The 25,151-nt window shown below is 66.2% G+C and carries 22 protein-coding genes and 1 riboswitch; of the genes, 14 read left to right on the top strand and 8 right to left on the bottom strand.

Going from position 1 to position 25,151, the window contains the following annotated elements; translation table 11 throughout:
- The first annotated feature begins 513 nt into the window (after positions 1–513).
- Both V9K93_RS17370 and V9K93_RS17365 read left to right on the top strand, forming a co-directional pair.
- Positions 514–2,925, top strand: a complete 2,412-nt coding sequence (locus V9K93_RS17370) for a ribonucleoside-diphosphate reductase subunit alpha (RefSeq protein ID WP_004136104.1) — start codon at positions 514–516, stop codon at positions 2,923–2,925.
- A gap of 140 nt (positions 2,926–3,065) precedes the next feature.
- A complete protein-coding gene (locus V9K93_RS17365) occupies positions 3,066–4,085 on the top strand; it encodes a ribonucleotide-diphosphate reductase subunit beta (RefSeq protein WP_012509755.1) in 1,020 nt (339 codons plus the stop codon).
- A gap of 157 nt (positions 4,086–4,242) precedes the next feature.
- Here the strand turns inward: V9K93_RS17365 and V9K93_RS17360 are convergent, their stop codons facing one another.
- Positions 4,243–4,878, bottom strand: coding sequence for a LysE family translocator (locus V9K93_RS17360; RefSeq protein WP_253079592.1), 636 nt, complete (start codon positions 4,876–4,878; stop codon positions 4,243–4,245).
- 152 nt (positions 4,879–5,030) lie between these two features.
- Here V9K93_RS17360 and V9K93_RS17355 point away from each other — a divergent pair, with 152 nt between their 5' ends.
- The 5 genes from V9K93_RS17355 to V9K93_RS17335 all read left to right on the top strand — a co-directional run bounded on the left by V9K93_RS17355 (position 5,031) and on the right by V9K93_RS17335 (position 9,049).
- The gene (locus V9K93_RS17355; protein ID WP_004153688.1) at positions 5,031–5,432 is read left to right on the top strand and encodes an acyl-CoA thioesterase; all 402 of its coding nucleotides are present in this window, start codon (positions 5,031–5,033) and stop codon (positions 5,430–5,432) included.
- Between the two features lie 55 nt (positions 5,433–5,487).
- Positions 5,488–6,291 (top strand): NAD-dependent protein deacetylase, encoded by an 804-nt coding sequence (locus V9K93_RS17350; protein WP_337302933.1) that lies wholly within the window; start codon positions 5,488–5,490, stop codon positions 6,289–6,291.
- Positions 6,292–6,398: 107 nt separating this feature from the next.
- Positions 6,399–7,499, top strand: coding sequence for an NADH:flavin oxidoreductase/NADH oxidase (locus V9K93_RS17345; RefSeq protein WP_337302932.1), 1,101 nt, complete (start codon positions 6,399–6,401; stop codon positions 7,497–7,499).
- Positions 7,500–7,692: 193 nt separating this feature from the next.
- Entirely contained in the window at positions 7,693–8,193 is a 501-nt protein-coding gene (locus V9K93_RS17340) for a hypothetical protein (RefSeq protein WP_101764733.1), read from the top strand.
- A gap of 100 nt (positions 8,194–8,293) precedes the next feature.
- Positions 8,294–9,049, top strand: coding sequence for a hypothetical protein (locus V9K93_RS17335; protein ID WP_337302931.1), 756 nt, complete (start codon positions 8,294–8,296; stop codon positions 9,047–9,049).
- Between the two features lie 26 nt (positions 9,050–9,075).
- Here the strand turns inward: V9K93_RS17335 and V9K93_RS17330 are convergent, their stop codons facing one another.
- The gene (locus V9K93_RS17330) at positions 9,076–9,987 is read right to left on the bottom strand and encodes a LysR family transcriptional regulator (protein WP_136639099.1); all 912 of its coding nucleotides are present in this window, start codon (positions 9,985–9,987) and stop codon (positions 9,076–9,078) included.
- Positions 9,988–10,101: 114 nt separating this feature from the next.
- Between V9K93_RS17330 and purU the strand changes: the two genes are divergently transcribed.
- Positions 10,102–10,953 (top strand): formyltetrahydrofolate deformylase, encoded by an 852-nt coding sequence (purU, locus tag V9K93_RS17325; protein ID WP_136639137.1) that lies wholly within the window; start codon positions 10,102–10,104, stop codon positions 10,951–10,953.
- A gap of 121 nt (positions 10,954–11,074) precedes the next feature.
- On the opposite strand, the gene pncA is transcribed toward purU, so the two are convergent.
- Both pncA and V9K93_RS17315 read right to left on the bottom strand, forming a co-directional pair.
- A complete protein-coding gene (gene pncA / locus V9K93_RS17320) occupies positions 11,075–11,701 on the bottom strand; it encodes a bifunctional nicotinamidase/pyrazinamidase (protein WP_136639100.1) in 627 nt (208 codons plus the stop codon).
- A gap of 55 nt (positions 11,702–11,756) precedes the next feature.
- Positions 11,757–12,443 (bottom strand): epoxyqueuosine reductase QueH, encoded by a 687-nt coding sequence (locus V9K93_RS17315; protein ID WP_428709771.1) that lies wholly within the window; start codon positions 12,441–12,443, stop codon positions 11,757–11,759.
- Between the two features lie 161 nt (positions 12,444–12,604).
- A riboswitch (cobalamin riboswitch) is annotated at positions 12,605–12,819 on the bottom strand.
- Positions 12,820–12,973: 154 nt separating this feature from the next.
- Here V9K93_RS17315 and V9K93_RS17310 point away from each other — a divergent pair.
- On the top strand, positions 12,974–14,824 hold the full coding sequence (locus V9K93_RS17310; protein ID WP_169050350.1) for a patatin-like phospholipase family protein: 1,851 nt from the start codon (positions 12,974–12,976) through the stop codon (positions 14,822–14,824).
- 72 nt (positions 14,825–14,896) lie between these two features.
- On the opposite strand, the gene V9K93_RS17305 is transcribed toward V9K93_RS17310, so the two are convergent.
- Positions 14,897–15,850 carry a DUF1028 domain-containing protein gene (locus V9K93_RS17305; RefSeq protein ID WP_253079597.1) on the bottom strand — a complete coding sequence of 318 codons (954 nt, stop codon included), beginning with the start codon at positions 15,848–15,850 and terminating at the stop codon, positions 14,897–14,899.
- A gap of 332 nt (positions 15,851–16,182) precedes the next feature.
- A complete protein-coding gene (locus V9K93_RS17300; protein ID WP_337302930.1) occupies positions 16,183–17,550 on the bottom strand; it encodes a helix-turn-helix domain-containing protein in 1,368 nt (455 codons plus the stop codon).
- Positions 17,551–17,665: 115 nt separating this feature from the next.
- On the opposite strand from V9K93_RS17300, the gene V9K93_RS17295 reads away from it, so the two are divergent.
- Genes V9K93_RS17295 through mmsB form a run of 5 tightly spaced genes read left to right on the top strand, consistent with a single transcriptional unit; the run spans position 17,666 to position 23,205 of the window.
- On the top strand, positions 17,666–19,171 hold the full coding sequence (locus V9K93_RS17295; RefSeq protein ID WP_046984531.1) for a CoA-acylating methylmalonate-semialdehyde dehydrogenase: 1,506 nt from the start codon (positions 17,666–17,668) through the stop codon (positions 19,169–19,171).
- A 14-nt stretch (positions 19,172–19,185) separates the two neighbouring features.
- Positions 19,186–20,352 carry an acyl-CoA dehydrogenase family protein gene (locus V9K93_RS17290; protein WP_046984532.1) on the top strand — a complete coding sequence of 389 codons (1,167 nt, stop codon included), beginning with the start codon at positions 19,186–19,188 and terminating at the stop codon, positions 20,350–20,352.
- Positions 20,349–21,146 carry an enoyl-CoA hydratase gene (locus V9K93_RS17285; RefSeq protein WP_136639106.1) on the top strand — a complete coding sequence of 266 codons (798 nt, stop codon included), beginning with the start codon at positions 20,349–20,351 and terminating at the stop codon, positions 21,144–21,146. Before V9K93_RS17290 ends, V9K93_RS17285 begins: the two co-directional genes overlap by 4 nt.
- Positions 21,143–22,318, top strand: coding sequence for an enoyl-CoA hydratase/isomerase family protein (locus V9K93_RS17280; protein ID WP_136639107.1), 1,176 nt, complete (start codon positions 21,143–21,145; stop codon positions 22,316–22,318). Before V9K93_RS17285 ends, V9K93_RS17280 begins: the two co-directional genes overlap by 4 nt.
- A complete protein-coding gene (gene mmsB / locus V9K93_RS17275) occupies positions 22,315–23,205 on the top strand; it encodes a 3-hydroxyisobutyrate dehydrogenase (protein WP_337302929.1) in 891 nt (296 codons plus the stop codon). The genes V9K93_RS17280 and mmsB overlap by 4 nt, the downstream gene beginning before the upstream one ends.
- 191 nt (positions 23,206–23,396) lie before the next feature.
- On the opposite strand, the gene V9K93_RS17270 is transcribed toward mmsB, so the two are convergent.
- The gene (locus V9K93_RS17270) at positions 23,397–23,822 is read right to left on the bottom strand and encodes an organic hydroperoxide resistance protein (RefSeq protein WP_004153735.1); all 426 of its coding nucleotides are present in this window, start codon (positions 23,820–23,822) and stop codon (positions 23,397–23,399) included.
- A 111-nt stretch (positions 23,823–23,933) separates the two neighbouring features.
- Positions 23,934–24,914 (bottom strand): cation diffusion facilitator family transporter, encoded by a 981-nt coding sequence (locus V9K93_RS17265; protein WP_337302928.1) that lies wholly within the window; start codon positions 24,912–24,914, stop codon positions 23,934–23,936.
- Positions 24,915–25,151 lie beyond the last annotated feature (237 nt).

The raw sequence follows: 25,151 nt of genomic DNA, 5'->3' as shown, positions 1-25,151 counted from the left end.
GGCCGGAAGTCACCCGTCCACCGGATTCCCACCGGCTGCCCACCACCTATCCACAGGGTTGTCCCTAGCCAGTTTCATCACTGTCATGTGAAGCTGTCATCGTTCCGCTGGTGGGGCGCTGATTGCTACCGCCGTGATGTTTTTCGGGCTTGACTGCGCAGCCCGTTCCAGCAGGTTCAAAGCGTCCAAAGCGGGCGCCGACGGCCCGATCCTTGCGGCGCAAGGGATTGCCGAATTTCACTACATTTGGCGTTGACGGACCCCCTGACCCCCACTATCTTGTGGCTGACGGCGTTGGGAACCCCAAGCCGCCGGGTCCATGGAATGGATCGCCGGACCCTCCGGTGATGCGCCCTCCACGCCCGAAGCGGCACCGGTCAGCACTACCAGCAGCAGCCACAGGCGCAGGTCTCAATTCCTGCGACGCCGGTCTGCAATGCTGGGGTGTCACGTCCCGGGCCGCGTCATCCGATGCACCGAGCCACCATCCATCACGCCAAGAGGACTCACGCCGTGACCACCGAATCCAGCGCCACCATCGAGAAGGAAAGCGAATTCCTGTTGACGTCGCCGCCGACGGCCAACGCGATGAGTGTGACCAAGCGCAATGGCACGACCGAGCTGGTGGATCTGAACAAGATCGTGCGCGCGGTGCAGCGTTCCTCCGAAGGCCTGCACGCCGTCGATCCGATGCGCGTGGCAACCCGCACCATTTCCGGCCTGTACAACGGCGCCACCACCCGCGAGCTGGACGAGCTGTCCATCCGCACCGCCGCCCTGCTGATCGGTGAAGAGCCCGAGTACGGCCGCCTGGCCGCGCGCCTGCTGGCCAACTACATCGCCAAGGAAGTCTCGGGCCAGGAAATCTATGCCTTCTCGCAGTCGGTTGGTCGTGGCCACGAAGTGGGCCTGATCAACGACCGCCTGCTGAACTTCGTGCAGACCAACGCACGCAAGCTCAACGATGCGATCGACATGTCGCTGGACCTGAACTTCGATTACTTCGGCCTGCGTACCCTGTACGACCGTTACCTGCTGCGCCATCCGCATACCCGCAAGGTGATCGAGACCCCGCAGCAGTTCTTCCTGCGTATCGCCAGCGCGCTCAGCGAGGACGTGCCGGAGGCCCTGGCGCTGTACAAGCGCATGGGCAACCTGGACTACCTGCCGTCCAGCCCGACCCTGTTCAACTCCGGCACCACCCACGAGCAGCTGTCCTCGTGCTTCCTGCTGGATTCGCCGCAGGATTCGCTGGAGTCGATCTACTCCAAGTACGGCGATATCGCCCAGCTGTCCAAGTTCTCCGGCGGTATCGGCGTCAGCTACACCCGCGTGCGTTCGCGCGGCTCGCTGATCAAGTCCACCAACGGCCATTCCAACGGTATCGTGCCGTGGCTGAAGACCATGGATTCGTCGGTGGCTGCGGTGAACCAGGGCGGCAAGCGCAAGGGCGCGGCCTGCGTCTACCTGGAAACCTGGCACGCCGACGTCGAGGACTTCCTTGAACTGCGTGACAACACCGGCGACGAATCGCGCCGTGCGCACAACCTGAACCTGGCCAACTGGATCCCGGACCTGTTCATGAAGCGCGTCGAGGCCGACCAGGAATGGTCGCTGTTCGATCCGCGCGTGGTGCCGGAGTTCACCGACCTGTTCGGTGAAGCCTTCGAAGCCGCCTACCTGCAGGCCGAGGCACAGGGCAAGGCCAACCGCACCATCTCCGCGCGCAAGCTGTACTCGCGGATGATGCGCACCCTGGCCGAGACCGGCAACGGCTGGATGACCTTCAAGGACAAGTGCAACCGCGCCAGCAACCAGACCCTGCGCGCCGGCAACGTGATCCACCTGTCCAACCTGTGCACCGAAATCCTGGAAGTCACCTCGGCCGAAGAGACCGCGGTGTGCAACCTGGGTTCGATCAACCTGGGCAACCACTTCGACGGCAACGGCGAGTTCGATTTTGACAAGCTGGCAGACACCGTGCGACTGGCCGTGCGCCAGCTCGACCGCGTGATCGACCTGAACTTCTACCCGATCGAATCGGCGCGCCGTGGCAATCTGCGCTGGCGCCCGGTCGGCCTGGGCTGCATGGGCCTGCAGGACGTGTTCTTCCGCAAGCGCCTGCCGTTCGACGGCGCCGAAGCCCGCGCGCTGTCGAAGAAGATCGCCGAGACCATTTACTTCCACGCGCTGGAAACCTCGGTCGAACTGGCCCAGGAACGCGGCAAGCACCCGTCCTTCGCCGACACCCGTGCGGCCAGCGGCGAGCTGCAGTTCGATGCATGGAACGTGGTGCCTGAAGACGCCGAGCGTTGGGACAGCCTGCGCGAGCGCATCAAGGAACATGGCCTGCGCAACTCGCTGATGATCGCCATCGCACCGACCGCGACCATCGCCTCGATTGCCGGCTGCTACGAGTGCGTTGAACCGCAGGTGTCCAACCTGTTCAAGCGCGAAACCCTGTCCGGTGACTTCCTGCAGGTCAACCGCTACCTGGTGAACGAGCTGAAGAAGCTGGGCCACTGGACCCCGGAAATGCGCGACGCGATCAAGCTGGCCGAAGGCTCGATCCAGGGCATCACGCAGATTCCGGAAACGCTGCGCCACGTCTACCGCACCGCGTGGGAACTGCCGATGCGTTCGCTGATCGACATGGCCGCCGACCGTGGCGCCTTCATCGACCAGTCCGCCTCGCTCAACCTGTTCATGGAAAGCCCGAACATCGGCGCGATGTCCTCCATGTACATGTACGCCTGGAAGCAGGGCATCAAGACCACCTACTACCTGCGTTCGCGTCCGGCCACCAAGATCGCCAAGACCACGGTCAGCCACGCCGCAGGCGCCGCCCCGGAGAAGGTGTTCAGCCCGGAAGAGGCCATCGCCTGCTCGCTGGAAAACCCGGAAGCCTGCGAAGCCTGCCAATAACATTGCATGGTGGGTGCCGACCGTTGGTCGGCACTCGAACACTTCGCACTTATAGAGCCGAGCCATGCTCGGCTGCTGGAATGACAAGGTAGCGCCGGGCCACGCCCGGCGTTTTGACCCGAGAAGACAAGGAAACACCCATGGCCGACAAGCCCAAGCAGATGCTGCTCGATCCCGGTTTTGAACTGACCCTGCGCCCCATGCGCTACCCGCAGTTCTATGACATGTACCGGAATGCGATCAAGAACACCTGGACGGTGGAAGAGATCAACTTCCAGATCGACATCAGCGACCTGCACAGCAAGATGTCGCCGGGCGAGCGTCACTTGATCCACCGCCTGGTTGCGTTCTTCGCCACCGGCGATTCGATCGTGTCCAACAACCTGGTGCTGAACCTGTACCAGCACTTGAACGCACCCGAAGCGCGCATGTACCTGTCGCGCCAGCTGTACGAAGAAGCGCTGCACGTGCAGTTCTACCTGACCCTGCTCGACAACTACCTGCCGGATCCGGACGAGCGCGTCAAAGCCTTCGCCGCGGTGGAGAACATCGACTCGATCAAGAAGAAGGCCGATTTCTGCTTCAAGTGGATCGACTCGATCCAGAACCTGAAGCGCATCGAGACCCGCGAAGAGCGTCGCCAGTTCCTGCTCAACCAGATCTGCTTCGCTGCGTGCATCGAAGGCCTGTTCTTCTTCGCCGCGTTCGCCTACGTCTACTACTTCCGTTCGCGCGGCCTGCTCAACGGCCTGGCTTCGGGCACCAACTGGGTGTTCCGCGACGAAAGCGCGCACATGGACTTCGCCTTCGAGTGCGTGGACGTGATCCGCGAGGAAGAGCCGGACCTGTTCGACGACAAGATGAAGCAGGATGTCTATGACATGCTGGCCGAAGCGATCGAGTGCGAAGTGCAGTTCGCCGAGGACGTGCTGTCCGGTGGCGTGGCGGGCATCTCCACCCGTGACATGCGCCAGTACCTGCAGCACTGCGCCGACAACCATTTCCATCGCCTGGGCATGGAGCGCAAGTACAACGTGCGCAACCCGCTGAGCTTCATGGAACTGCAGGACGTGCAGGAACTGACCAACTTCTTCGAACGCCGCGCCTCGGCCTACCAGGTGGGCGTGCAGGGCGAAGTCGCCTTCGACATGAACTTCTGATCGAACCGGTCAGGCCTGTCGCAACGAGAAACCCCGGCCAACGCCGGGGTTTTTTGTTGGTAGCGCCGGGCCATGCTCGGCGGAAACCGTCCGGCACGACGGACAACGTCGGCCGCGCTGCGCGCTCGCCGGGCATGGCCCGGCGCTACCGTATGTCTTACCGCCGCCCTTCCACCGCCATGCGCACCGCCAGCCCGGCCAGCACCGTGCCCATCAGCCAGCGTTGCACCACCTGCCAGGTCGGGCGCGCGGCGAGGAAGCCGGCAATGCTGCCCGCGGTCAGCGCGATGATGCCGTTCACGGTCACACTCACCGCGATCTGGGTGGAGCCCAGCACCACCGATTGCATCAACACGCTGCCTTCGCTGTCCGGGTGCAGGAACTGCGGCAGCAGCGACAGGTACATCACCGCCACCTTGGGGTTCAACAGATTGGTCAGGAAGCCCATCGTGAACAGCTTGCGCGGGCTGTCCTGTGGAAGCTCGCGTACCGCGAACGGCGAGCGGCCGCCGGGCTTGAGCGCCTGCCAGGCCAGGTACAGCAGGTACAGCGCGCCACCGATGCGCAGCGCGTCGTAGGCGAACGGTACGGTCATCAGCAAGGCGGTGATGCCCAGCGCCGCGCACAGCATGTAGAACACGAAGCCCAGCGCCACCCCGCCCAGCGAGATCAGGCCTGCCACCGGCCCCTGGCAGATCGAGCGCGAGATCACGTAGATCATGTTCGGCCCGGGTGTGAGCACCATGGCCAGCGAGACCAGCGCAAAGGCCAGCAGGTCGGAAGTGGCGGGCATGGGCAGTCCTGGCAGTGGGCGTGGCGCAGTGTAACGCCTGCCACAGGCGCGGCCTGCGCAGGCGCCGCTGCCGGGTGACCGTTGCACGTGCATTCCGATGGCCATCACGCCGGTCGCTTAGAATCCGCAGCACCCCACACCGAAGCACCCCCATGACCCCGATCCCCGAGACCGTGCCGCCCACCGAAGTGCGCATGGCCGAAATCGTCTTCCCCAACCACACCAACCACCTCGGCACCCTGTTCGGTGGCCAGGCATTGGCGTGGATGGACAAGGCCGCCTTCCTGGCCGCCGCCCGCTATTCGCGGCGCACGGTGGTGACCGCGCGCAGCGACCAGGTCGACTTCAAGCTGCCGATCCGCATCGGCCAGATGGTGGAAACCATCGGCCGCATCGTCGAAGTCGGCCGCAGCTCGATGAAGGTCGAGGTGGAACTGGTCGCCGAAGACCTGCACAGCGGCGAGCGCAAGCTGTGCACCCGCGGCCACTTCGTGATGATCGCGCTGGACGAGGAAGGCCATCCGATCGCGGTGCCGCCGCTGCCGGCAGCCTGATCCGCCGGCTGAACCTGCGCTTGCGGGGGCGCCGCCGCGCCCCCATCTGGCAGCCATGACCCCGCCACTGACCGACTTCATCGACCGCGCCCAGCGCCTGTTCGTACTGACCGGCGCTGGTTGCAGTACCGCTTCGGGCATTCCCGATTACCGGGATACCGATGGCCAGTGGAAACGCACGCCGCCGGTGACTTACCAGGCCTTCATGGGCGAGGCGGCCACCCGCCAGCGCTACTGGGCGCGCAGCCTGCTGGGTTGGCCGCGCTTCGGCCTGGCCCAGCCCAACGGCACCCACCAGGCCCTGGCCGCGCTGGAAGCGCGCGGCACGCTGCAGGTGCTGCTGACGCAGAATGTGGACGGCCTGCACCAGCGTGCCGGCAGCCACAACGTCATCGACCTGCACGGCCGTCTGGATCTGGTGCGCTGCATGGGCTGCGAGCGCCGCAGTGGCCGTGAGGAATTCCAACAGCGCCTGCTGGACGCCAACCCCGGCTGGGACGCGCTGGAGGCCGGCATCGCCCCGGATGGCGACGCCGACCTGGAGACCGATTTCTTCACGTTTGTGGTGCCCGAGTGCCCGCACTGCAGCGGCGTGTTGAAGCCGGACGTGGTGTTCTTCGGCGAAAACGTGCCGCGTGAACGCGTGGCGGCGGTGCACGATCACCTGCAGCAGGCCGACGCGGTGCTGGTGGTGGGTTCCTCGCTGATGGTCTATTCCGGTTTCCGCATCGTGCAGGCCGCAGCCAAGGCGGGGCTGCCGGTAGCCGCGCTGAACCGTGGCCGCACCCGCGCCGACGACCTGCTGCAGTTCAAGGACGAGCGCGACTGCGCCGAGGCGCTGGCCGGCTGGGTGCGCTGACCCTGCGTCTGCGCCTTCCCACGAAACAGCGATCCATCCAGACGGTTGATTCGCAGGCCGTGCGGCGGTGCAATACGCCCCCCCATCCGCTTCTCCCCCGCCTCGCCGTGACCCAGCTGTTTTCGCCGATCTCGTTCGGCCCCCTGACCCTGTCCAACCGCATCGTCATCGCGCCGATGTGCCAGTACTCCGCCGAAGACGGCCGCGCCAGCGACTGGCATGCCATGCACCTGGGCAACCTGGCGCAGTCCGGCGCCGGCCTGCTGATCCTGGAAGCCACCGCGGTCGAGCCGCGCGGCCGCATCAGCTGGGCCGACCTGGGCCTGTGGGACGATGGCACCGAGGCCGCGCTGGCGCAGGTGCTGGCCAGCGTTCGCCGCTGGTCGCCGATGCCGCTGGGCATCCAGTTGGGCCACGCCGGCCGCAAGGCCTCGGTGAAGCGTCCGTGGGACGGCGGTGGCCAGTTGCCGGCCGACGATGCGCGTGGCTGGGCCACGCTGGCACCGTCGCCACTTCCGTTCCATGCCACCGATCCGGCACCGCAGGAGCTGGACGAAGCCGGCATCGCCGAAGTCATCGCCGCCTTCGCCGCCAGTGCGGTGCGTGCCGAGCGCCTGGGCTTCGAGCTGATCGAGCTGCATGCCGCGCACGGTTACCTGCTGCACCAGTTCCTGTCGCCGCTGAGCAACCGCCGCACCGATGGCTACGGCGGCTCGCTGCCGAACCGCCTGCGCCTGCTGGTGGAAGTGTTCGACGCGGTGCGTGCGGTGGTGTCCGACAAGGTCGCCGTGGGCGTGCGCATCTCTGCCAGCGATTGGGTCGATGGCGGCTGGGACCTGGTGCAGAGCGAGGCGCTGGCCCAGGTGCTGGACGCGCGCGGCTGCAACTTCCTGCATGTCTCCAGCGGTGGCCTGGACGAGCGCCAGAAGATCACCGTCGGCCCCGGTTACCAGGTGCCGTTCGCCGCGGCGATCAAGGCCAAGGTGCGCATGCCGGTGATCGCGGTGGGCATGATCACCGAACCGGAACAGGCCGAGTCGATTCTGCGCCACCGCCACGCCGATGCCGTGGCCCTGGCGCGCGGCATCCTCTACGACCCGCGTTGGCCGTGGCACGCTGCCGCAGCATTGCGCGACAGCGTGGACGCTGCGCCCCAGTACCTGCGCTGTGAGCCACGCGATGCGCGCGGTGTGTTCAAGGCGCGCTGACGCAATCTGCGAGCGCATTGTGACGCTTCAGGATGCAGGGGATCTACGCGGCGGCGAGTTGCGGCATAGCCTGTCGCAACGAACTAGGAATGATTGCGGATACCACTTTATGTGAATGACACCTCATTGCGCTGGGTGCGGACATTGCAACGTTGAGCTGCACACACGGTTGTGCAGCCAATGGAGAAACGCAATGAAACCCATGATGCTGGTTGTTCTGCTCTCGGCTTTCTCACTGCCTCTATCAATGCCTGCCGTCGCAGGTGATGACGTGGCGAGTGTCACCGGGGCGGAGAATGTCTCGCTCATGCACGCCCCTGTGAACTCGCGGGGGCGGCTTGATCTTCACATGATCGAGCTCTCTCCCGAATCCCCACTGATGTTGCTTTCACCCCTTGCGCGCAAGCAGTTTGTCGATTCGCTGGTGTTTGGAGATCGGGGACTGGCCAGCTTCAGCTACGAGCCCATCGTCTCCGAACTGAGTGCAGGTGAAGCCTATCGGCTCCTGTCACTCTTCGGGGCACAGCGCGCAATTGTGCACATCCCGGGATTGCGGCAGGAGTCGGAAGCGGATCATGTGGTCGTGCAGTCGGCCAATCCAAACCCGGTATTCGAAGATTATCCGGGCTACGCCTGTTCAGGGCGTGCGACCTGTTCAACCTCCATGAGCAGCATCTGCATGTCGAGTTGCTGATCGCATGATTGGTCGCATGCTGCTTTGGTGTTTGCTGCTGCCCACAAGTACGTGGGCAGCAACTCCAGTAGACGCTCAACTGCGTGAAATGGACCGGGAGATGTTGGCCGCTGGCGCTTCAGACCGAGTCGAGAAGCTGGTGGATGGCTATTCGTCATGGGAGTCTTCCAGACCATCAGGGGATGGTTGCGGCAGTTTTAGCGATCTGGACCTTGAGGCCGCGTTCCGCGCCAGCTTCTACATCTCAATGTACGTTGGAGACGAGAAATGGCTTGGCAAGGTCCGATGCATTCATGCGGAACTGGGGCGGAGAGGTATTGCCACAGAGACAACGCACCGGAAAATGCACGCGGTTCTGGTGCAGGTTCGACATTTTGCTGAGGCCAATGAGCTGCGTGAGATGGCGTCATTGCGTGTAGATGAACTTCCCGAGATAGAGCGGAACGCGCCTGGCCAGCAGGGCGTTCTCCACCCTCTTGCGAGTGGAAAGCTGGAATGGCGGGGGTGGACGTACAGGGAGGGATTGGAGGTGGTCGCCTATGTCAGTCCGGCATGCGCTCCCTCGCGACGCGCGATGCACGTGATCATGAACGAACCAGAATGGACATGGATTCGATCCAGCGTGCGCTTTGTCGTGCGTCGATCTCCTGCATGGCCGCAGCCGGGTGTCAGCGAGTGGAACAGAAGCAATCCCTCTCATCCCATGTTGCTCCAAGCGGGGCCCGCGGGCTGGAAAGAACTGGATGTCCATGAAACTCCGGTATTCCATGTTTTCAGGAATGGGCTGCGCCTGCGCACCCTGACAGGATGGGCAGAGGCCAGTGCTCACCTGATGAGCCTGAAGGAGAGTTTCTGACCGCGAAGGCCCTCCGCTCTTCCCCGTCACACCCGCCAGGCCGGCGCGATGCCAGCCTGCAGGTGCTCGAACAGCGCGCGGATCTTGGCGGTGAAGTCGCGACGGTCGCTGACGCAGAAATAGACTTCCATCGGCTCCGGTCGCCACGCGGTATCGGCGCCGAACACCGCCTGCAGGCGGCCATCGCGCAGGTACGGCTCGGCCACGAACGCAGCCAGCCGGGTGATGCCGGCACCGGCCGCCGCCAGCGTCGCCAACGCGTCGATGTCATCGCAGACCATGCTCGGCGGCAGCGCGGTGCCCACGCGCTGGCCATCCTTCAGCAGGCCCCAGCGCAGCGGCCGGCCGTCGGTGGGAAAGCGGTGCAGCAGACCGCGATGGCCGCTCAGGTCGGAGGGTAGCTGCGGCGTGCCATGTGCCTTCAGATAGGCCGGTGAGGCACAGAACACGAAGGGCACGCGCGCCAGTTGCCGCGCGACCACGCCGTCCTCCAGCTGCGCACCGATGCGGATGCTGGCATCCACCGCCTCCGGACCATGCTGCACGGCGCGGTCGGTCAGCCGCAGCTCCAGCTGCAGTTGCGGGTAGCGCTGCTGCAGCGAAGGCAGCAACGGCGCAAGCACGTGGCGACCGAACGCGCTGCTGCTGGCGATGCGCAGCGGTCCGGCCGGTTCGATGTCACCGGAGGTGACCATCGCCTGCGCGCGTGCCAGGTCGGCTTCGATGTGGCGCACCTGCGCCAGGTACAGCGCGCCGGCCTCGCTGAGGGCCAGCTGGCGCGTACTTCGGTTCAGCAACCGTACGCCCAGATGCGCCTCCAGCCGGTTGATGTTCTGGCCGACTGCGGTGGCGCTGATGCCAAGGATGCGGGCCGCAGCGGCAATGCTGCCGGTCTCTGCGGTGCGGGTGAAGCTGCGGATCAGTTGCAACAGGTTCATGACCGACCAGCTTGCCATGGAGAAACCTAAGTATCGCTTGGGACTGAACCAAGCAGGTCGGTTGCATCGGTGACCATCGATCCGGCAGGCATGTCGCTGCCCTACACTCGGAAGATGCGCCCCGATTCCATCCTCACCCTGTCCTGCCCCGACCGTACCGGCATCGTCTACCGCGTGTCCGGCCTGTTGTTCGACCACGGCTGCAACATCCTCGACGCCCAGCAGTTCGGCGACGAGGAAAGCGGCCGCTTCTTCCTGCGCGTGCACTTCGACCGCGATGCCAGCCTGCCGTTGGAGACCGTACACGCCGCCATGGCTACGCTCGCCGCCGGCTTCGGCATGGACTGGCAACTGCACGATGGCCGACGCCGCGCACGATTGCTGGTGCTGGTCAGCAAGCAGGGGCACTGCCTCAACGACCTGCTGTTCCGCGCCCACAGCGGCCAGCTGAAGGTCGACATCGCGGCGGTGGCGTCCAACCATGCCGACTTCGCAGCGCTGGCCGCGTCCTACCAGGTGCCGTTCCATCACCTGCCGGTGACCGCCGATACGCGTGCGGTGCAGGAGCAGCAGATCATCGACCTGGTCGAACGCGAGCGCATCGACCTGGTAGTGCTGGCGCGCTACATGCAGATCCTGTCACCCACGCTGTGCCGCGCCCTGGCCGGTCGTGCGATCAACATCCACCACAGCTTCCTGCCCAGCTTCAAGGGTGCGCAGCCGTACCACCAGGCGCACGCGCGCGGCGTCAAGATCATCGGCGCCACCGCGCACTACGTCACCGAGGATCTGGACGAAGGCCCGATCATCGAACAGGACGTGGCCCGCGTGGACCACGCGATGGCACCGCGCGAACTGGTGCGGCTGGGCAGCGATACCGAATCGCTGGTGCTGGCACGCGCCGTGCGCCGGCATGTGGAGCACCGCATCCTGCTCAACGGGCACCGCACGGTGGTGTTCAGGTAGATCCGACAAGAATGCCTGCACATGCGGGCTCCGGTAGTGCCGGCCGCTGGCCGGCAGCCACGGAACCTGTGCAGATGCCGGCCAGCGGCCGGCACTACCGTCGGTCCCTTCCGGGTCGAAACTACAGAATCGCGATCCCCGCCTTGCCCAGCGCCTCGCGCACCATCGCGTCGTTGGCTTCGGTCACCGGCTTGGTCAGCTCCCACAGGAATTTCACCCGGAAGCCGGACTTCACCGCGTCCTGCGCGCTCCACAGCACGCAGTAGTCGCGGGCCAGGCCGCACACGTGCACCTCGCGGATGCCACGCTCGTGCAGCCAACCGGCCAGGCCGGTGGCGGGACGAGTACCGTCGGGCCCGTGGTTCTCGCGGAAGGCACTGTACGAATCCACTTGCTGGCGGGTGCCCTTGCGCAGGATAAGGTCGGCCACGGTCCAGTCCACATCCGGGTGCAAGGCGGCACCCGCGCTGCCCTGCACGCAGTGGTCCGGCCACAGGGTCTGCGGCTGCGCGTGCAGCAGGATGGTTTCGAACGGGCGCTGGCCGGGATGCTGGCTGGCAAACGAGGCATGGTCGGCCGGGTGCCAGTCCTGTGTCGCCACCACGGTGCCGTAGCGGCGCTGCGCCAGCAGATCAGCAATCGGTGCCACCAGCGCATCGCCCTGATCGCAGGCCAGCGCACCGCCGGGCATGAAGTCCGGCTGCAGGTCGATCACCAGCAGGGCGACATCGGCGGGCAGGGCGGTCATGGCAGTTCCGGTACAACAGAAGGGGCGACCAGCGTGGCCGCCCCATGCCCACACGTCAATCGCCCTGCGGCGTCTCAGCGTCCTGCCCGTAGTACAGCAGGCCGATCTTGATCCGTTCGCGGCCGTTCTCGCGGCGGTGGCGGTTGGCATCGCGCAGCGAGTACACGCAGCCGCAGTATTCCTGCTGGTAGAACTGCTCGCGCTTGCTGATCTCTACCATGCGGCTGGCGCCGCCGCCCTTGCGCCAGTTGTAATCCCAGTACTGCAGGCCTTCATAGCGGGATGCAGCGCGGATGCCACAGTCGTTGATCTGCGTCATGTTCTTCCAGCGCGAAATGCCCAGCGACGAACTGATGGTGTCGTAGCCGTGCTCGTGCGCATACAGCGCGGTGCGCTCGAAACGCATGTCGAAGCACATCGTGCAGCGGATACCACGCTCGGGCTCGTTCTCCATGCCGCGTGCACGACTGAACCAGTTGTCCGTGTCGTAGTCGCAGTCGATGAATGGAATGTTGTGCTGTTCGGCGAAGCGGATGTTTTCCTGCTTTCGCAGTTCGTATTCCTTCACCGGATGGATGTTGGGGTTGTAGAAGAAGATCGCGTAGTCGATCCCGGAGGCGGTGATCGCCTCCATTACTTCGCCCGAACAGGGCGCGCAGCACGAATGCAGCAGCAGGCGCTTGCCGTCGGCGGGCAGGGTCAGGGTGGGGCGTTGGAGCTCGGTCATCGTCAGGTACCGCATGGACCGCCGGCAACGGCGGTGGCCCATGCATCAGCGCGTGGGTGAACAGGTCTGGCCGGATACCGTGAAAAGGACGCGCGCGGCGGCATCGCCTGCACGCGCAGGACGACGACGGCCCCGGCAACCTCCCCGCGGAGATTCCAGGTCGAGTCAGGGGACGGTCGTGTCCCCTGGCCGGGGCCGGTATTCGGGCTGATGGACACGGGCCGCAGCCCACCTACTACCTGCCGCTTCCCAGGCGCGAGCCCAGTGCTGTTGGCAGGATTCGTTTCCATTCACCGCTGCGGGGCAGCTCCGGAATGGGCGCGCAAGGCGCCTTCACCGGATTCCCGTTTAAATCCCTGCCGCCATCAACGCCACGGCAGGGATACCTTCGGCATGCCCACGGTGGACGCGTTGGCGGCAATGGTCAAGGCCCAATGAAAGTGCAGGGCTGTGGCTCGTTTCTCAGGCTGTGAGAGCGCCTCTTGCCATACTGGGCACCGACAGACGGGAGGTGGCTCGTGGCGGCGAAGTACTGCGATCTGGTCATGAAAGGTGGCATCACCAGCGGCATCGTGTACCCCAATGCGGTACTGGCGCTGGCCCGCGAATATCGCTTCAAGAGCATCGGCGGCACCTCGGCCGGCGCCATCGCCGCGGCGGTGGCAGCGGCAGCGGCGTGCGGTGATCGTCGGCAGCAGGCGGGTGAACACCTGTCCGGCGACGCAGGCTACAGCGGGTTATCGGCGGTGTCGGCGCAGCTGTCGCGGCGCGGCTTCATCTACAGCCTGTTCCAGCCAGCGCGAGGCGCTCGTGCGGCGTATCGGCTGCTGGTGGTGCTGACCGGTAATGCCCGCCTGCCGCACAAGCTGCTGTGCCTGGCCGTTGCCGTGTTCGAGATCGCGCCACTGGAGGTGTTGGTGTCGCTGGCGCTGCTGTTGGGCCTGGGCTGGTGGGGCGGTGGCTGGAGCGGCGTGGCCGCCACGCTGCTGCCGTCGCTGCTGTGCGCTTATGGTGCCGGCGTGGCCGGCGCCGCGCTGCGGGTGGCGCGGGTGGCGCGGCGCAATCTGCTGGGCCTGTGCAGCGGCCTCGGCCGCGACGCGCGCAATCCGGCATTGACCGAGTGGCTGCACGAGTGCCTGCAGCAGTTGTCAGGCAAGCCGCTGGATGCACCGCTCACCTTCGCCGACCTGCACGATGCGCCGCGCTATGCCGGTGAGCCGGACAGCCCGCATGCGATCAGCCTGCAGATGATCACCACCTGCGTGTCGCATAACGAACCGCGCACGCTGCCGTTGGGTGGGGCGCAGTTCTGGTTCCTGCGCGAGGAGTTCGAACAGCTGTTTCCGGCCAGTGTGGTGCAGTGGATGGTCGACCGTGCCGGCCCACCGCGCGAGGTTGAAGGCCGCAACTACTACCATCTGCCGCAGGGCGCGTCGCTGCCGGTACTGGTGGCCACGCGCATGAGCCTCAGCTTCCCGCTGCTGATCAGCGCGGTGCCGCTGCATGAGCCCTCGCGTCGCGAACGTCGCTGCGAGCCGACGTCGACGGCTGCAGATGAGGGCGGGCAGAACGTGGCCGACAGCATGGAAGGGCTGACCAGTGCCGGGCAGACCTGCGGCCCGGTGATCACCGCGTTCCGGATCTGCTGGTTCTCCGATGGTGGCATCAGCAGCAACTTCCCGATCCACCTGTTCGATGCCGCGTTGCCGCGCTGGCCGACCTTCGCCATCAATCTGGTCTACCCGCAGCATGCCGAAGAGATGAGCCACGGCAGCAGTGGCCGCCAGGCGCTGGAACACGCCGTGTTCCTGCCCACCGAGAACCGCCACGGTTGGCAGCGGACCTACCAGTCGATCGCCACACCGCTGGCCGCTGCGGAGCTGGGCCGTTTCCTGTTCGCGGTGGTGGCGACCATGCAGAACTGGCGCGACCTGCTGCAGGCGCGTGCACCGGGCTACCGCGACCGCATCGTGCACGTCAGCCTGCAGGGCGACGAGGGCGGCATGAACCTGGACATGCCGCAGGAGGTGCTGACCCGCATCGCCGACAAGGGCAGCCTGGCCGGTGCACGGTTCTGTTCGTTCTCGTTCGAGAACCACTACTGGATCCGCTGGCGCAACCTGGCCTCGGCCTACCAGCGCTACACGCTGGAAGTGGCGCGTACCGATGACCCGGCGCAGCAGGTACTGGCCTACCGTGCAGCGTACGCGATGGTTGCCAGCGGCCAGCCGACGCCGCCGTCGTACAAGCTGGGCTCGGAAGACAAGCGGCTGGCCTCGCAGCAGCTGTGGGGATTGATGGTCGAGCAGGGACGCAGCTGGTACGACCTGGGCCCGGACCTCACCGATGGCGCGCCGCGCCCGCTGCCGCAGATGAAAGTGACGCCGATCTATTGATCAACGCCGCAGCCGATTGAACTGCTCTGGTGGGTGCCGACCTTGGTCGGCACGATCTGACCCCGCGGTGCGTCACCGCCACGGCGCCACCACCGCATCACCCTGCAACGGCGCATACAACGGCAACGTCAGTTCCTGCTTCACCCAGCCCGGATTGAGCGCACGCAGTCCTGCCAGATATTCGCGCGCCAGCGCGGTATCGCCCTGCCGCATCGCCAGGCGTGCTGCGCGCGCCCAGGTGCGGTCCCAACCGTGCGCCAGCGACAACGACGTTGCCAGCGCCGCGCGCGCACCTGCCACATCACCCTTCTCCCACCGCTCCTCGGCGCGGATGATCGCCTCGTTGGACAGGCGCATGTCGTACAGCTCGCGCAGCCTCGCTACCGCACGCGGGTCGGCGTCCACGCGCAGATCGGTGTCCTGCCAGTCGCCGCCGGGCGTGCGCACCAGCAGCGCCGCCGACCACTGCCCGCTGCGCTGCCCCCCCGCTGCCTGACCGGCTTCCAGCGCCGCCAACAAGCGTGCGGCCAGCGGCCCACGTGAGGCGGCGAAGACGCGTTGCATCGATGCCAGCACCTCTGGCCCGGCCAGGCCATTGCCCTGCACGCTCAGCATGCCCTCACCCTGCGCACCGGCCCAACCCGCCTGCTGCGCGGTGGCGCCGGTGTACTGCGCATTGCCGCCGCGCGCGCTGACCAGTCCCACCTGGCGCTCGGCAAGCGTGGTGCCATCGAAGTTGCCGTCTTCATCCAACAGCTGCTTCAGCACCTGCGCAGGCGTGCGGCCTTCGGCCAACAGCTCAAGGCCTTTGGAGCCATAGGTCGGGTTGGTCTCGAACTGGCTGGCGACCGCGCCCACCTTCGCCTGTGCCCACGGCACACCCACACCCCCGACCGCCAGGTTGTGCGTAGCCACCGCCACACCGCAGTCGCCGGCCTCATTGCAGGCCGCAATGGAAAAGGTCGCCCACGCCGGCGCAGCGACGGCGGCGAGCAGCAGGACCAGGCAAGAGCGCAGCAAGGACATTGGGTGTCTCCAGGATGGGCATTGCAATGGGATGCAGCCTACGCACGAAAGGTTTAGTAGATCCACGCCATGCGTGGATCTACCGTGTCGACCAAGGTCGACACCCACCAGGGCAATACGTCGTTCCGACAGGTAGCAGGAAACTGTCGAAGGCGGGGTGGTGTCGGATTGCGGGGTGTCCGCGGCATGGATGCCGCGGCCAAGCCCGCAGGGACGGGTTCACGGCGTCCCCGCAATCCGACACCGCCCCGCCTTCGCACGGAATGCCAGCTTTTGCTGTTGCCGTTGCTTCGGCCTCTGCAGGTGCAGGGCGCAGCCCTGCCGAACCAACCCTACCGCCCAGGCAACTGCGCGAACGCGCGCTGCATGCAGTCCTCGCGCGGGCACACCCGGCACCCCGGGCCAATCGACACCGAATTACCCGGGCTCTGCACGTCCAGCCCCAGTGAATACACCAGCCGATCCGCATGCTGCAGGTCACACCCCAGTGCCACCGCGAAGGTCTTGCGTGGCTGGCCGTGTCCCACCGGGCCGCTGCTCACCTGCCGTGCCAGCCAGAAATGGCGGCGGCCATCGGGCATGCGCGCGGTCTGGGTGAGGATGCGTCCGGGCTGGTTGAAGGCCTCGTAGACGATCCACAACGGGCACGAACCACCCACCTGCGAGAAGTGGAAATCGGTGGCCGAGTGGCGCTTGGACACGTTGCCGGCGCGGTCCACGCGGATGAAGAAGAACGGCAGCCCCGGCGCACTGCGGCGTGCCAGCGTACTCAACCGATGGCAGACCGCCTCGAATCCCACGCCGAACTGATGCGCCAGCAGCTCGATGTCATAGCTGCTGGCCTCGGCCGCACGCAGGAAGCGCATGTACGGCATCACCAGCGCGCCGGCGAAATAGTTGGAAAGACCGATCCGTGCCTGCGCGATGCGCGCGTCGTCGGTGAAGCCGGCCCGCGCCACCACCGCATCGATCTGCGGCAGGTAACCGTGCAGCGCCAGCTCGGCGGCCATCTGGAATGCCTGCTGGCCAGGCTCCAGATAATCGGGCAGCCACAGCCGCCGCGCACCGGCATCGTACTGGCGCTTCTCGCGCCCGGCCTGCAGCGCGGCCACTTCCACCAGCACCCCGTGGCGGTCGGCCAGCAGCTGGCGCAGCCGTGGCGCCACGTGTCCCGGCGCCAGCCCCCATTCGGCGAACAGCTGCTCGGCCAGTTCGTCCAGCTCGGGAATGTGGTTGTGCATGCGGTTGAAGAACTCGCGCACCTGGTCACCCGCCGGCAACGTGCTGCCCGCACCCGGCTCGCCCAATTGGAACTCCAGCGCGGCGGCATGCTCGCGCAATGCCAGGTGGCGGCGATGCAGGTCCAGCAGGGCGCGGCTGACCTGCGGCAGGTTGCCTGCCAGCGCGCGCAGCTCGGTAGCACTGACGTCGGCCAGGCCCAGATCCCGCAGGGTTTCGCCCAGCGCTTCCTGCAGCGCGGCGGGCTCATCGTCGTCGAACAGGGAGGAAACATCGCCCAACACCTCGCCCAGCTTCTTCTGCACGGCCGGGGTCAGTGGGCGCTTGTTGCGCTCGATCTGGTTCAGGTAGCTGGCCGACAGCCCCAGCGCCTGCGCCAGGGCTGCCTGGCTGTAGCCCCGCTGTTCGCGCAGCCGCAGCAGGCGAAGGCCGAGTTGCCGCTGGATGGCTGAATAATTCACAGAATTAACATGAATCGTCTGGCGTGTTGGCCAGATTAAGCGGATTCAGCCCGGAAATCGAGGTGGGTGCTGTGAATAATGCCAAGCATCTTTCGCACCCCGTGGGATTGTCGTCATGACTGTTGCAGCGCCCCGTATCCGCATGCTGATCGATGGCCAGTTCGTTGAATCGGCTACTTCCCACTGGCAGGACGTGATCAATCCGGCCACCCAGGACGTGCTGGCCAAGGTGCCGTTCGCCACCACCGGCGAAGTGGACGCCGCCGTCGCCGCCGCCAAGGAAGCCTTCAAGACCTGGCGCAAGACCCCGATCGGCACCCGCGCGCGCATCTTCCTGAAGTACCAGCAGTTGATCCGCGAGAACATGAGCGAGCTGGCGCACATCCTTACCGCCGAGCAGGGCAAGACCCTGCCCGACGCCGAAGGCGATGTGTTCCGCGGCCTGGAAGTGGTCGAGCACGCTGCCGCCATCGGCAACCTGCAGCTGGGCGAGCTGGCCAACAACGTGGCCACCGGCGTCGACACCTACTCGATCATGCAGCCGCTGGGCGTGTGCGCCGGCATCACCCCGTTCAACTTCCCGGCGATGATCCCGCTGTGGATGTTCCCGATGGCGATCGCCACCGGCAACACCTTCATCCTCAAGCCGTCCGAGCAGGACCCGATGGTCACCATGCGCCTGGTCGAGCTGGCGCTGGAAGCCGGCATTCCGAAGGGCGTGCTGAACGTCGTCCACGGCGGCGAGGAAGTGGTCAACGCGATCTGCGACCACCCGGACATCAAGGCGGTGTCGTTCGTCGGTTCCACCCGCGTCGGCACCCACGTCTACAACCGTGCCTCGCTGGCCGGCAAGCGCGTGCAGTGCATGATGGGCGCCAAGAACCACGCCGTGGTGCTGCCGGATGCCAACAAGGAACAGACCCTCAACGCGATGGTCGGCGCGGCCTTCGGTGCGGCAGGCCAGCGCTGCATGGCCGCCTCCACCCTGGTGCTGGTCGGTGAAGCGCGCGGTTGGGTGCAGGATCTGGTCGAAAAGGCCAAGACCCTGAAGGTCAGCGGTGGCACGGTCGCCGGCACCGACGTCGGCCCGGTCATTTCCTGCAGCGCCCGTGATCGCGTCGAAGGCCTGATCGCTTCGGGCGTGGAGCAGGGTGCCAAGCTGGTGCTCGATGGCCGCAAGCCGCAGGTCGATGGTTTCGAGAAGGGCAACTTCGTCGGCCCGACCATCTTTGCCGGTGTTACCACCGACATGCGCATCTACCAGGAAGAAATCTTCGGGCCGGTGCTGGTCATCCTCGAAGCGGAAACGCTGGAAGAGGCCATCGCGATGGTCAACAGCAACCCGAACGGCAACGGCACCGCACTGTTTACCCAGTCCGGCGCGGCTGCGCGCAAGTTCCAGGAAGACATCGACGTTGGCCAGGTCGGCATCAACGTGCCGATCCCGGTGCCGGTGCCGCTGTTCTCCTTCACCGGTTCGCGTGCTTCCAAGCTGGGCGATCTGGGCCCGTACGGCAAGCAGGTGGTGCTGTTCTACACCCAGACCAAGACGGTCACCGCGCGCTGGTTCGATGACGAGACGCTCAGCCATGGCGTCAACACCACGATCAGCCTGAAGTAACGGCAGGAGCAGCCATGAGCCACTCGATGACGACGGAACTGGAAGAAGCGCAGCAGGCGTACCGCGAGGCGGCGCGCGACTTCGCACAGGCCGAACTGGCACCGCACGCCGCGCGATGGGATGCGGAGGGCATCTTCCCGCGCGAGGCGATCGCCAAGGCCGGTGAACTGGGCTTCTGCGGTCTGTACATGGACCCGGAAGTGGGCGGTAGCGGCCTGAGCCGACTGGACGCCGCCGTCGTCATCGAGGAGCTCGCCAACGTCGATCCGTCGACCGCGGCGTACATCAGCATCCACAACATGGCGTCGTGGATGGTGTCCAAGTGGGGCCAGCCGGCGCTGCGCGATGCGTGGGGAACCGATCTGTCCTCGGGCAGCAAGCTGGCCTCGTACTGCCTGACCGAACCGGGCGCAGGTTCGGATGCAGCCTCGCTGAAGACCACCGCCGTACGCGACGGTGACTTCTATGTGCTGAACGGATCCAAGGCCTTCATTTCCGGCGCCGGTGCCACCGAACTGCTGGTGGTGATGGCGCGTACCGGTGGTGCCGGTGCTGGCGGTGTCAGCGCCATTGCGGTGCCGGCGGACCTGCCGGGCATCAGCTTCGGCCGCAAGGAAGAGAAGATGGGCTGGAACAGCCAGCCCACCCGCGGCATCACCTTCGAAAACGTCCGCGTACCGGTCAGCCACCTTCTGGGAGAGGAAGGCGGGGGCTTCAAGCTGGCGATGAAGGGGCTGGACGGCGGCCGCATCAACATCGCCGCCTGCTCGCTGGGTGCCGCGCAGGGCGCGCTGGATGCCGCGCGCCGCTACATGGGCGAGCGCCGCCAGTTCGGCAAGGCGCTGGCTGATTTCCAGGCGCTGCAGTTCAAGCTGGCCGACATGGCCATCGAACTGGTGGCCGCCCGGCAGATGGTGCATTCGGCTGCGCGCAAGCTCGACGCCGGTGCCAGCGATGCCAATGTGTGGTGTGCGATGGCCAAGCGCTTCGCCACCGATGCCGGTTTCAACGTCTGCAATGAAGCGCTGCAGATCCACGGCGGCTACGGCTACATCCGCGAATACCCGATCGAACGCCTGCTGCGCGATTCGCGTGTGCACCAGATCCTGGAAGGCACCAACGAGATCATGCGGGTGATCGTTGCCCGTCACCTGCTCAACACCGAAGAGGAACTGCGATGAAGGATTGGCGTACCCAGGAACACGTGGGCCTGAAGGTCGAGGCCGATGGCCACACCGCCGTCGTCACCCTGCACAACCCGCCGGCGCATACCTGGACCGTGCACAGCCTTTCGGCGCTGCGCGACCTGGTGGGCGCGCTCAACGCAGACCGCGACATCTACGCGCTGGTGATCACCGGTGATGGCGAGAAGTTCTTCTCCGCGGGTGCCGACCTCAACCAGTTCGCTTCCGGCGACAAGGCTGCCGCACGCGAAGCGGCACGCCGCTTCGGCGAAGCCTTCGAGGCGCTGTCCGGTTTCCGTGGCGTGTCGATCGCCGCGATCAACGGCTATGCCATGGGCGGCGGCCTGGAATGCGCGCTGGCCTGTGACCTGCGGATCATCGAAGACCATGCCCAGGTCGCGCTGCCGGAGGCCACCGTCGGCCTGCTGCCGTGCGCCGGTGGCACCCAGAACCTGCCGCGCCTGGTCGGCGAGGGCTGGGCCAAGCGCATGATCCTGCTGGGCGAGCGCATCAACGCCGAGACCGCACTGCGCATTGGCCTGGCCGAAGAAAAGGTCGGCAAGGGCGAAGCCAAGGCGCTGGCACTGGAATGGGCGAAGAAGGCCGGCAAGCAGAGCCCGACCAGCATTGCCGCCTGCAAGACGTTGGTGCAGTCCACGCGCACCGGCACCCATGCGTCGGCGCTGGTGGCCGAGCGCGAGGCCTTCGTCGATCTGTTCGACACCGCCGACCAGGTCGAGGGCGTGAGTGCCTTCCTTGAAAAGCGCGCCGCGCAGTGGAAAAACGCATGACAACCGACACCGTTGCCGAACAAGCACCGGTCCTGTTCGAAGAGCGCGTGGCCAGCAATGGCACGCGCATCGGCATCGCCACGCTCAACGCACCGCGCACGCTCAATGGCTTCTCGCTGCCGATGGCACACCTGCTGCTGAAGCAGTTGAATGCCTGGGCCGACGACGATGCCATCGCCATGGTGGTGCTGCAGGGCGCCGGTGAGAAGGCGTTCTGCGCCGGCGGTGACCTGCACAGCCTGTACCAGAGCATGCGTGCCTACCGCGACGCCGGCCAAAGCGATATCCGCGGGAACGACTACGCCGCCGAGTTCTTCGACGTCGAGTACCGCGTCGACTACCTGATCCATACCTACGCCAAGCCGATCCTGTGCTGGGGCCACGGCATCGTGATGGGCGGCGGCATCGGCCTGATGTCCGGCGCCAGCCACCGCGTGGTCAGCGAACGCTCCAAGCTGGCCTTCCCGGAAATCACCGTCGGCCTGTTCCCCGATGTCGGTGGCAGCTGGCTGCTGCCGCGCGTACCAGGCAAGGGCGGCCTGTTCCTGGCGCTGACCGGCGCGCTGTTGAACTCGGGCGATGCGATCTACGCCGGCCTGGCCGATGTGCATGTGGCCGAAGAACGCCGCAGCGCGGTGTTCGATGCGCTGCTGCAGGTCGCGTGGTCCCGCGATGCCGCACACAACCACGAACGGCTCAGCCATCTGCTGCAGTCGCATGCCAGTGACGCCGCCACCGGCCCGCTGCTGGCCAATGCGGCGCAGGTTGATGCGTTGTGCGAAGGTGATGACCTGCAGGCCATCATTGCGCGCATTGCCGGCCTGCAGACCGACGATGCCTGGTTGCAGGCCGCACAGAAGACCCTCGCCGCCGGTGCACCCGGCTCGGCACGGCTGTCGTACGAGCTGCAGCGACGCAGTGCCGGCCAGGACCTGGCCGCGATCTACCGCCTGGAGTACATCGTCGCCCTGCATTGCGCCGCCCACGGTGATTTCGCCGAAGGCATCCGCGCGCTGCTGATCGACAAGGACCGCAATCCGCAGTGGAACCCGGCCACCCTGGCCGAGGCCACCGGCGCGTGGGCCGACACCTTCTTCGCTTCCCCCTGGGCCGATGCCGCGCATCCGCTGGCCGACCTGGGCACTCCCCTTGTTGAAAGGAGCCTTGCATGAGCCGCATTGCATTCATCGGGTTGGGCAACATGGGTGGCCCGATGGCCGCCAACCTGGTCAAGAACGGCCACACCGTGCGCGTGTTCGATCTGGTCCCGGCCGCGGTGCAGGCCGCCGTCGATGCCGGTGCCAGCGCGGTCGCGTCGGCGCGCGAAACCCTGGCCGATGCCGAGGTGGTGATTTCGATGCTGCCGGCCAGTCGCCACGTCGAAGGCGTGTACCTGGGCGACGACGGCATCCTCGCCGCGATCCCGGCCGGTGCGCTGGTCATCGACTGCAGCACGATCGCCCCGGCCAGCGCCCGCAAGGTATCCGAAGCCGCCGCCGCACGTGGCCTGCAGATGATCGACGCGCCGGTGTCCGGCGGTACCGCCGGTGCGCAGGCCGGCACCCTGACCTTCATCGTCGGTGGCGAAGAGGACGCGCTGGAGCGCGCCCGTCCGGTGCTGCAGGCGATGGGCAAGAACATCTTCCACGTGGGCGCCAGTGGTGCCGGCCAGGTCGCCAAGCTGTGCAACAACATGGCGCTGGGCGTGATCATGGCGGTGACCGGTGAAGCCATCGCACTGGGCGTGGCACACGGGCTGGACCCGAAGGTGCTGTCGCAGATGATGGCCGTCAGCACCGGCCGCAGCTGGGCCACTGAAGTGTGCAACCCGTGGCCGGGTGTGCTGGAAAACGCCCCGGCGTCGCGTGGTTACAGCGGTGGTTTCGGCAGCGACCTGATGCTCAAGGACATGGGCCTGGCGGTGGAGGCGGCGATGAGTGTCGGCGCCTCGATCCCGCTGGGAGAAGTGGCCCGCAACCTGTACTCGATGAACCACCAGGCCGGCCGCGGCAAACTGGATTTCTCCAGCGTCGTGCAGCTCATTACGAGCGAGAAGTAAGCGAATGCGTCCCCGGCCGCGCGCCGGGGCCCACCCGAGGTGGGATGGGCGGATGCTCGGTTTCGACCGGCATCCGCCCATTTTTTTGGGGTCGGATCCCTTTCGCAACGCGAAAGGGCTCTGACCCCCGAATACTCCGCGATGGGGTCAGAGCCCTTTGCCGGTGGCAAAGGGCTCTGACCCTGGCCGCATCAGGCAACGATCAGCGTCACGTCGATGTTGCCGCGGGTGGCGTTGGAGTACGGGCACACGATGTGTGCCTTCTGCACCAGCTCTTCCACCTGCTCGCGCGGCACGCCCGGCACATTGATGGTCAGCTCGGCTTCGATGCCGAAGCCGGTCGGGATCTGGCCGATGCCGACCTTGCCGGTCACGGTGGTGTCGGCCGGCAGCGCGACCTTGGCCTGGCCGGCGACGAACTTCAGCGCGCCCAGGAAGCAGGCCGAATAGCCAGCGGCGAACAGCTGCTCCGGGTTGGTGCCCGGGCCACCGGCGCCGCCCAGCTCGCGCGGGGTCGACAGCTGGATGTCCAGCACGTTGTCGGAGGAGACGGAACGGCCTTCACGGCCGCCGGTGGAGGTGGCCTGGGCGGTGTACAGAACCTTTTCGATGGACATCGGGATGCTCCTGGTCGGTGGGTGGGTGTTGCGTTGGAGCCTACTTTGCCCGGTTTCCGCGTACGTTGGGTTGCAATGCGTCCGGAAAACTTGATTCATCGTCCTGCCGGCCTAGATCGTCCACTCGCGGTCGGTGGTGAACATGATGGTCAGCCAGCGGTCCGGCGAGGCCTCGCCCAGTGCATCGCCGATCTCGTCGCGCAGCTGGTCCCATTCCACCAGCGGCCGCGGCGGGTCGTTTTCCGGCACCACGAAGAACAGCTCGATCTGCTCGCCACGCCCCACCTGGGCCACGTAACTGCGGTGCTCGACGAAGCCGTGCTTGGCCACGATCGCGCGTGCCACTGCATCCACATGGGCCTGCAGTTCCGGCGGGGTGACCAGCAGGATGCCGGCCAGCGCCCGGCGCACGGTGCCGAGCGGAGCGATCATCACCAGCACGCAGACGAAGGCGAGGATGGCCGGATCGATGTAGGGCCCGATCCAAACCCACGAGGTGCCCTGTACCAGTACACCACCGAGGAAGGCCAGCAGGTAGCAGGCCGACATGCTGGCCGCGATCACCCAGTTCTTCGCGTCCAATGCGATGAACTCCGAGCCGATGCGGCGGTTGGCGCGCAGGATGAACCAGGCCAGCGCGCCTTCGCCCACGATCGACAGCCCGGCGAAGGCAATGGCCGGGCCGAGCGCGATATGGCGTCCACCGGACATCAACGCATCGACCGCATTGACCAGGGCATACAGCGCGGCGCCGATCATCAACGTGCCGCTCACCCCCAGCACGATCGGCTCCAGGTGCCAGAAGCCCATGGTGAAGCGCTGGTTGAGCCGCGATTGCAGTGCGTCGGTCTGGGTGGACAGCGCGATCAGCCGCGCCACCAGCAGCGACAGCCAGGTCATCACCACGTCGATCAGGCCGTAGATGCCGTCGAAGATGATCAGCGAGGAATTGGCCAGCAGGCCGAACACCACCGCCGCCGCGGCCAGCAGCAGCGAGGCGGCGATCGACAGGCGCAGCACGCCCTGTTCGGTGGCGGGGTCGAAGAAGTGCGGGCGGTTGGCGGCCATGCTGTGATTGTAGAGCGGAGCCATGCTCTGCTGCGTTTCGCTGCCTTCGCCGGCCATCCGCGCTACCCCCGTGGGGCCGCTTCCCGTAGACTGCGCCCCTCCCACGCACCCACACCTCCCAGCAGTGATCACGCCACCCTGACCCCTGCCGCCCTCGGTTGACCGTCGCCTCTTCTGGCGCGCGCAACGTCGATGGTCCGGCCGTGCCCCCGGCACCGGCTCAGGAACCCGTGTATCCCACTGCAGCGCCTTGCGGCCACG

This window comes from Stenotrophomonas sp. CCNWLW162 (genome assembly GCF_037203745.1).
Lineage (GTDB): Bacteria > Pseudomonadota > Gammaproteobacteria > Xanthomonadales > Xanthomonadaceae > Stenotrophomonas > Stenotrophomonas maltophilia_AQ.
Note: the sequence above shows the minus strand (reverse complement) of the source record. Positions and strands in the feature narration are given on the sequence as shown.

Coding starts and splice junctions, on each gene's coding strand:
- V9K93_RS17365 (WP_012509755.1), top strand. CDS start 3,066: ATGGCCGACAAGCCCAAGCAGATGCTGCTCGATCCCGGTTTTGAACTG.
- V9K93_RS17360 (WP_253079592.1), bottom strand. CDS start 4,878: ATGCCCGCCACTTCCGACCTGCTGGCCTTTGCGCTGGTCTCGCTGGCC.
- V9K93_RS17355 (WP_004153688.1), top strand. CDS start 5,031: ATGACCCCGATCCCCGAGACCGTGCCGCCCACCGAAGTGCGCATGGCC.
- V9K93_RS17350 (WP_337302933.1), top strand. CDS start 5,488: ATGACCCCGCCACTGACCGACTTCATCGACCGCGCCCAGCGCCTGTTC.
- V9K93_RS17340 (WP_101764733.1), top strand. CDS start 7,693: ATGAAACCCATGATGCTGGTTGTTCTGCTCTCGGCTTTCTCACTGCCT.
- V9K93_RS17335 (WP_337302931.1), top strand. CDS start 8,294: ATGTTGGCCGCTGGCGCTTCAGACCGAGTCGAGAAGCTGGTGGATGGC.
- V9K93_RS17330 (WP_136639099.1), bottom strand. CDS start 9,987: ATGAACCTGTTGCAACTGATCCGCAGCTTCACCCGCACCGCAGAGACC.
- purU (WP_136639137.1), top strand. CDS start 10,102: ATGCGCCCCGATTCCATCCTCACCCTGTCCTGCCCCGACCGTACCGGC.
- pncA (WP_136639100.1), bottom strand. CDS start 11,701: ATGACCGCCCTGCCCGCCGATGTCGCCCTGCTGGTGATCGACCTGCAG.
- V9K93_RS17315 (WP_428709771.1), bottom strand. CDS start 12,443: ATGCGGTACCTGACGATGACCGAGCTCCAACGCCCCACCCTGACCCTG.
- V9K93_RS17310 (WP_169050350.1), top strand. CDS start 12,974: ATGAAAGGTGGCATCACCAGCGGCATCGTGTACCCCAATGCGGTACTG.
- V9K93_RS17305 (WP_253079597.1), bottom strand. CDS start 15,850: ATGTCCTTGCTGCGCTCTTGCCTGGTCCTGCTGCTCGCCGCCGTCGCT.
- V9K93_RS17295 (WP_046984531.1), top strand. CDS start 17,666: ATGACTGTTGCAGCGCCCCGTATCCGCATGCTGATCGATGGCCAGTTC.
- V9K93_RS17290 (WP_046984532.1), top strand. CDS start 19,186: ATGAGCCACTCGATGACGACGGAACTGGAAGAAGCGCAGCAGGCGTAC.
- V9K93_RS17285 (WP_136639106.1), top strand. CDS start 20,349: ATGAAGGATTGGCGTACCCAGGAACACGTGGGCCTGAAGGTCGAGGCC.
- V9K93_RS17280 (WP_136639107.1), top strand. CDS start 21,143: ATGACAACCGACACCGTTGCCGAACAAGCACCGGTCCTGTTCGAAGAG.
- mmsB (WP_337302929.1), top strand. CDS start 22,315: ATGAGCCGCATTGCATTCATCGGGTTGGGCAACATGGGTGGCCCGATG.
- V9K93_RS17270 (WP_004153735.1), bottom strand. CDS start 23,822: ATGTCCATCGAAAAGGTTCTGTACACCGCCCAGGCCACCTCCACCGGC.
- V9K93_RS17265 (WP_337302928.1), bottom strand. CDS start 24,914: ATGGCTCCGCTCTACAATCACAGCATGGCCGCCAACCGCCCGCACTTC.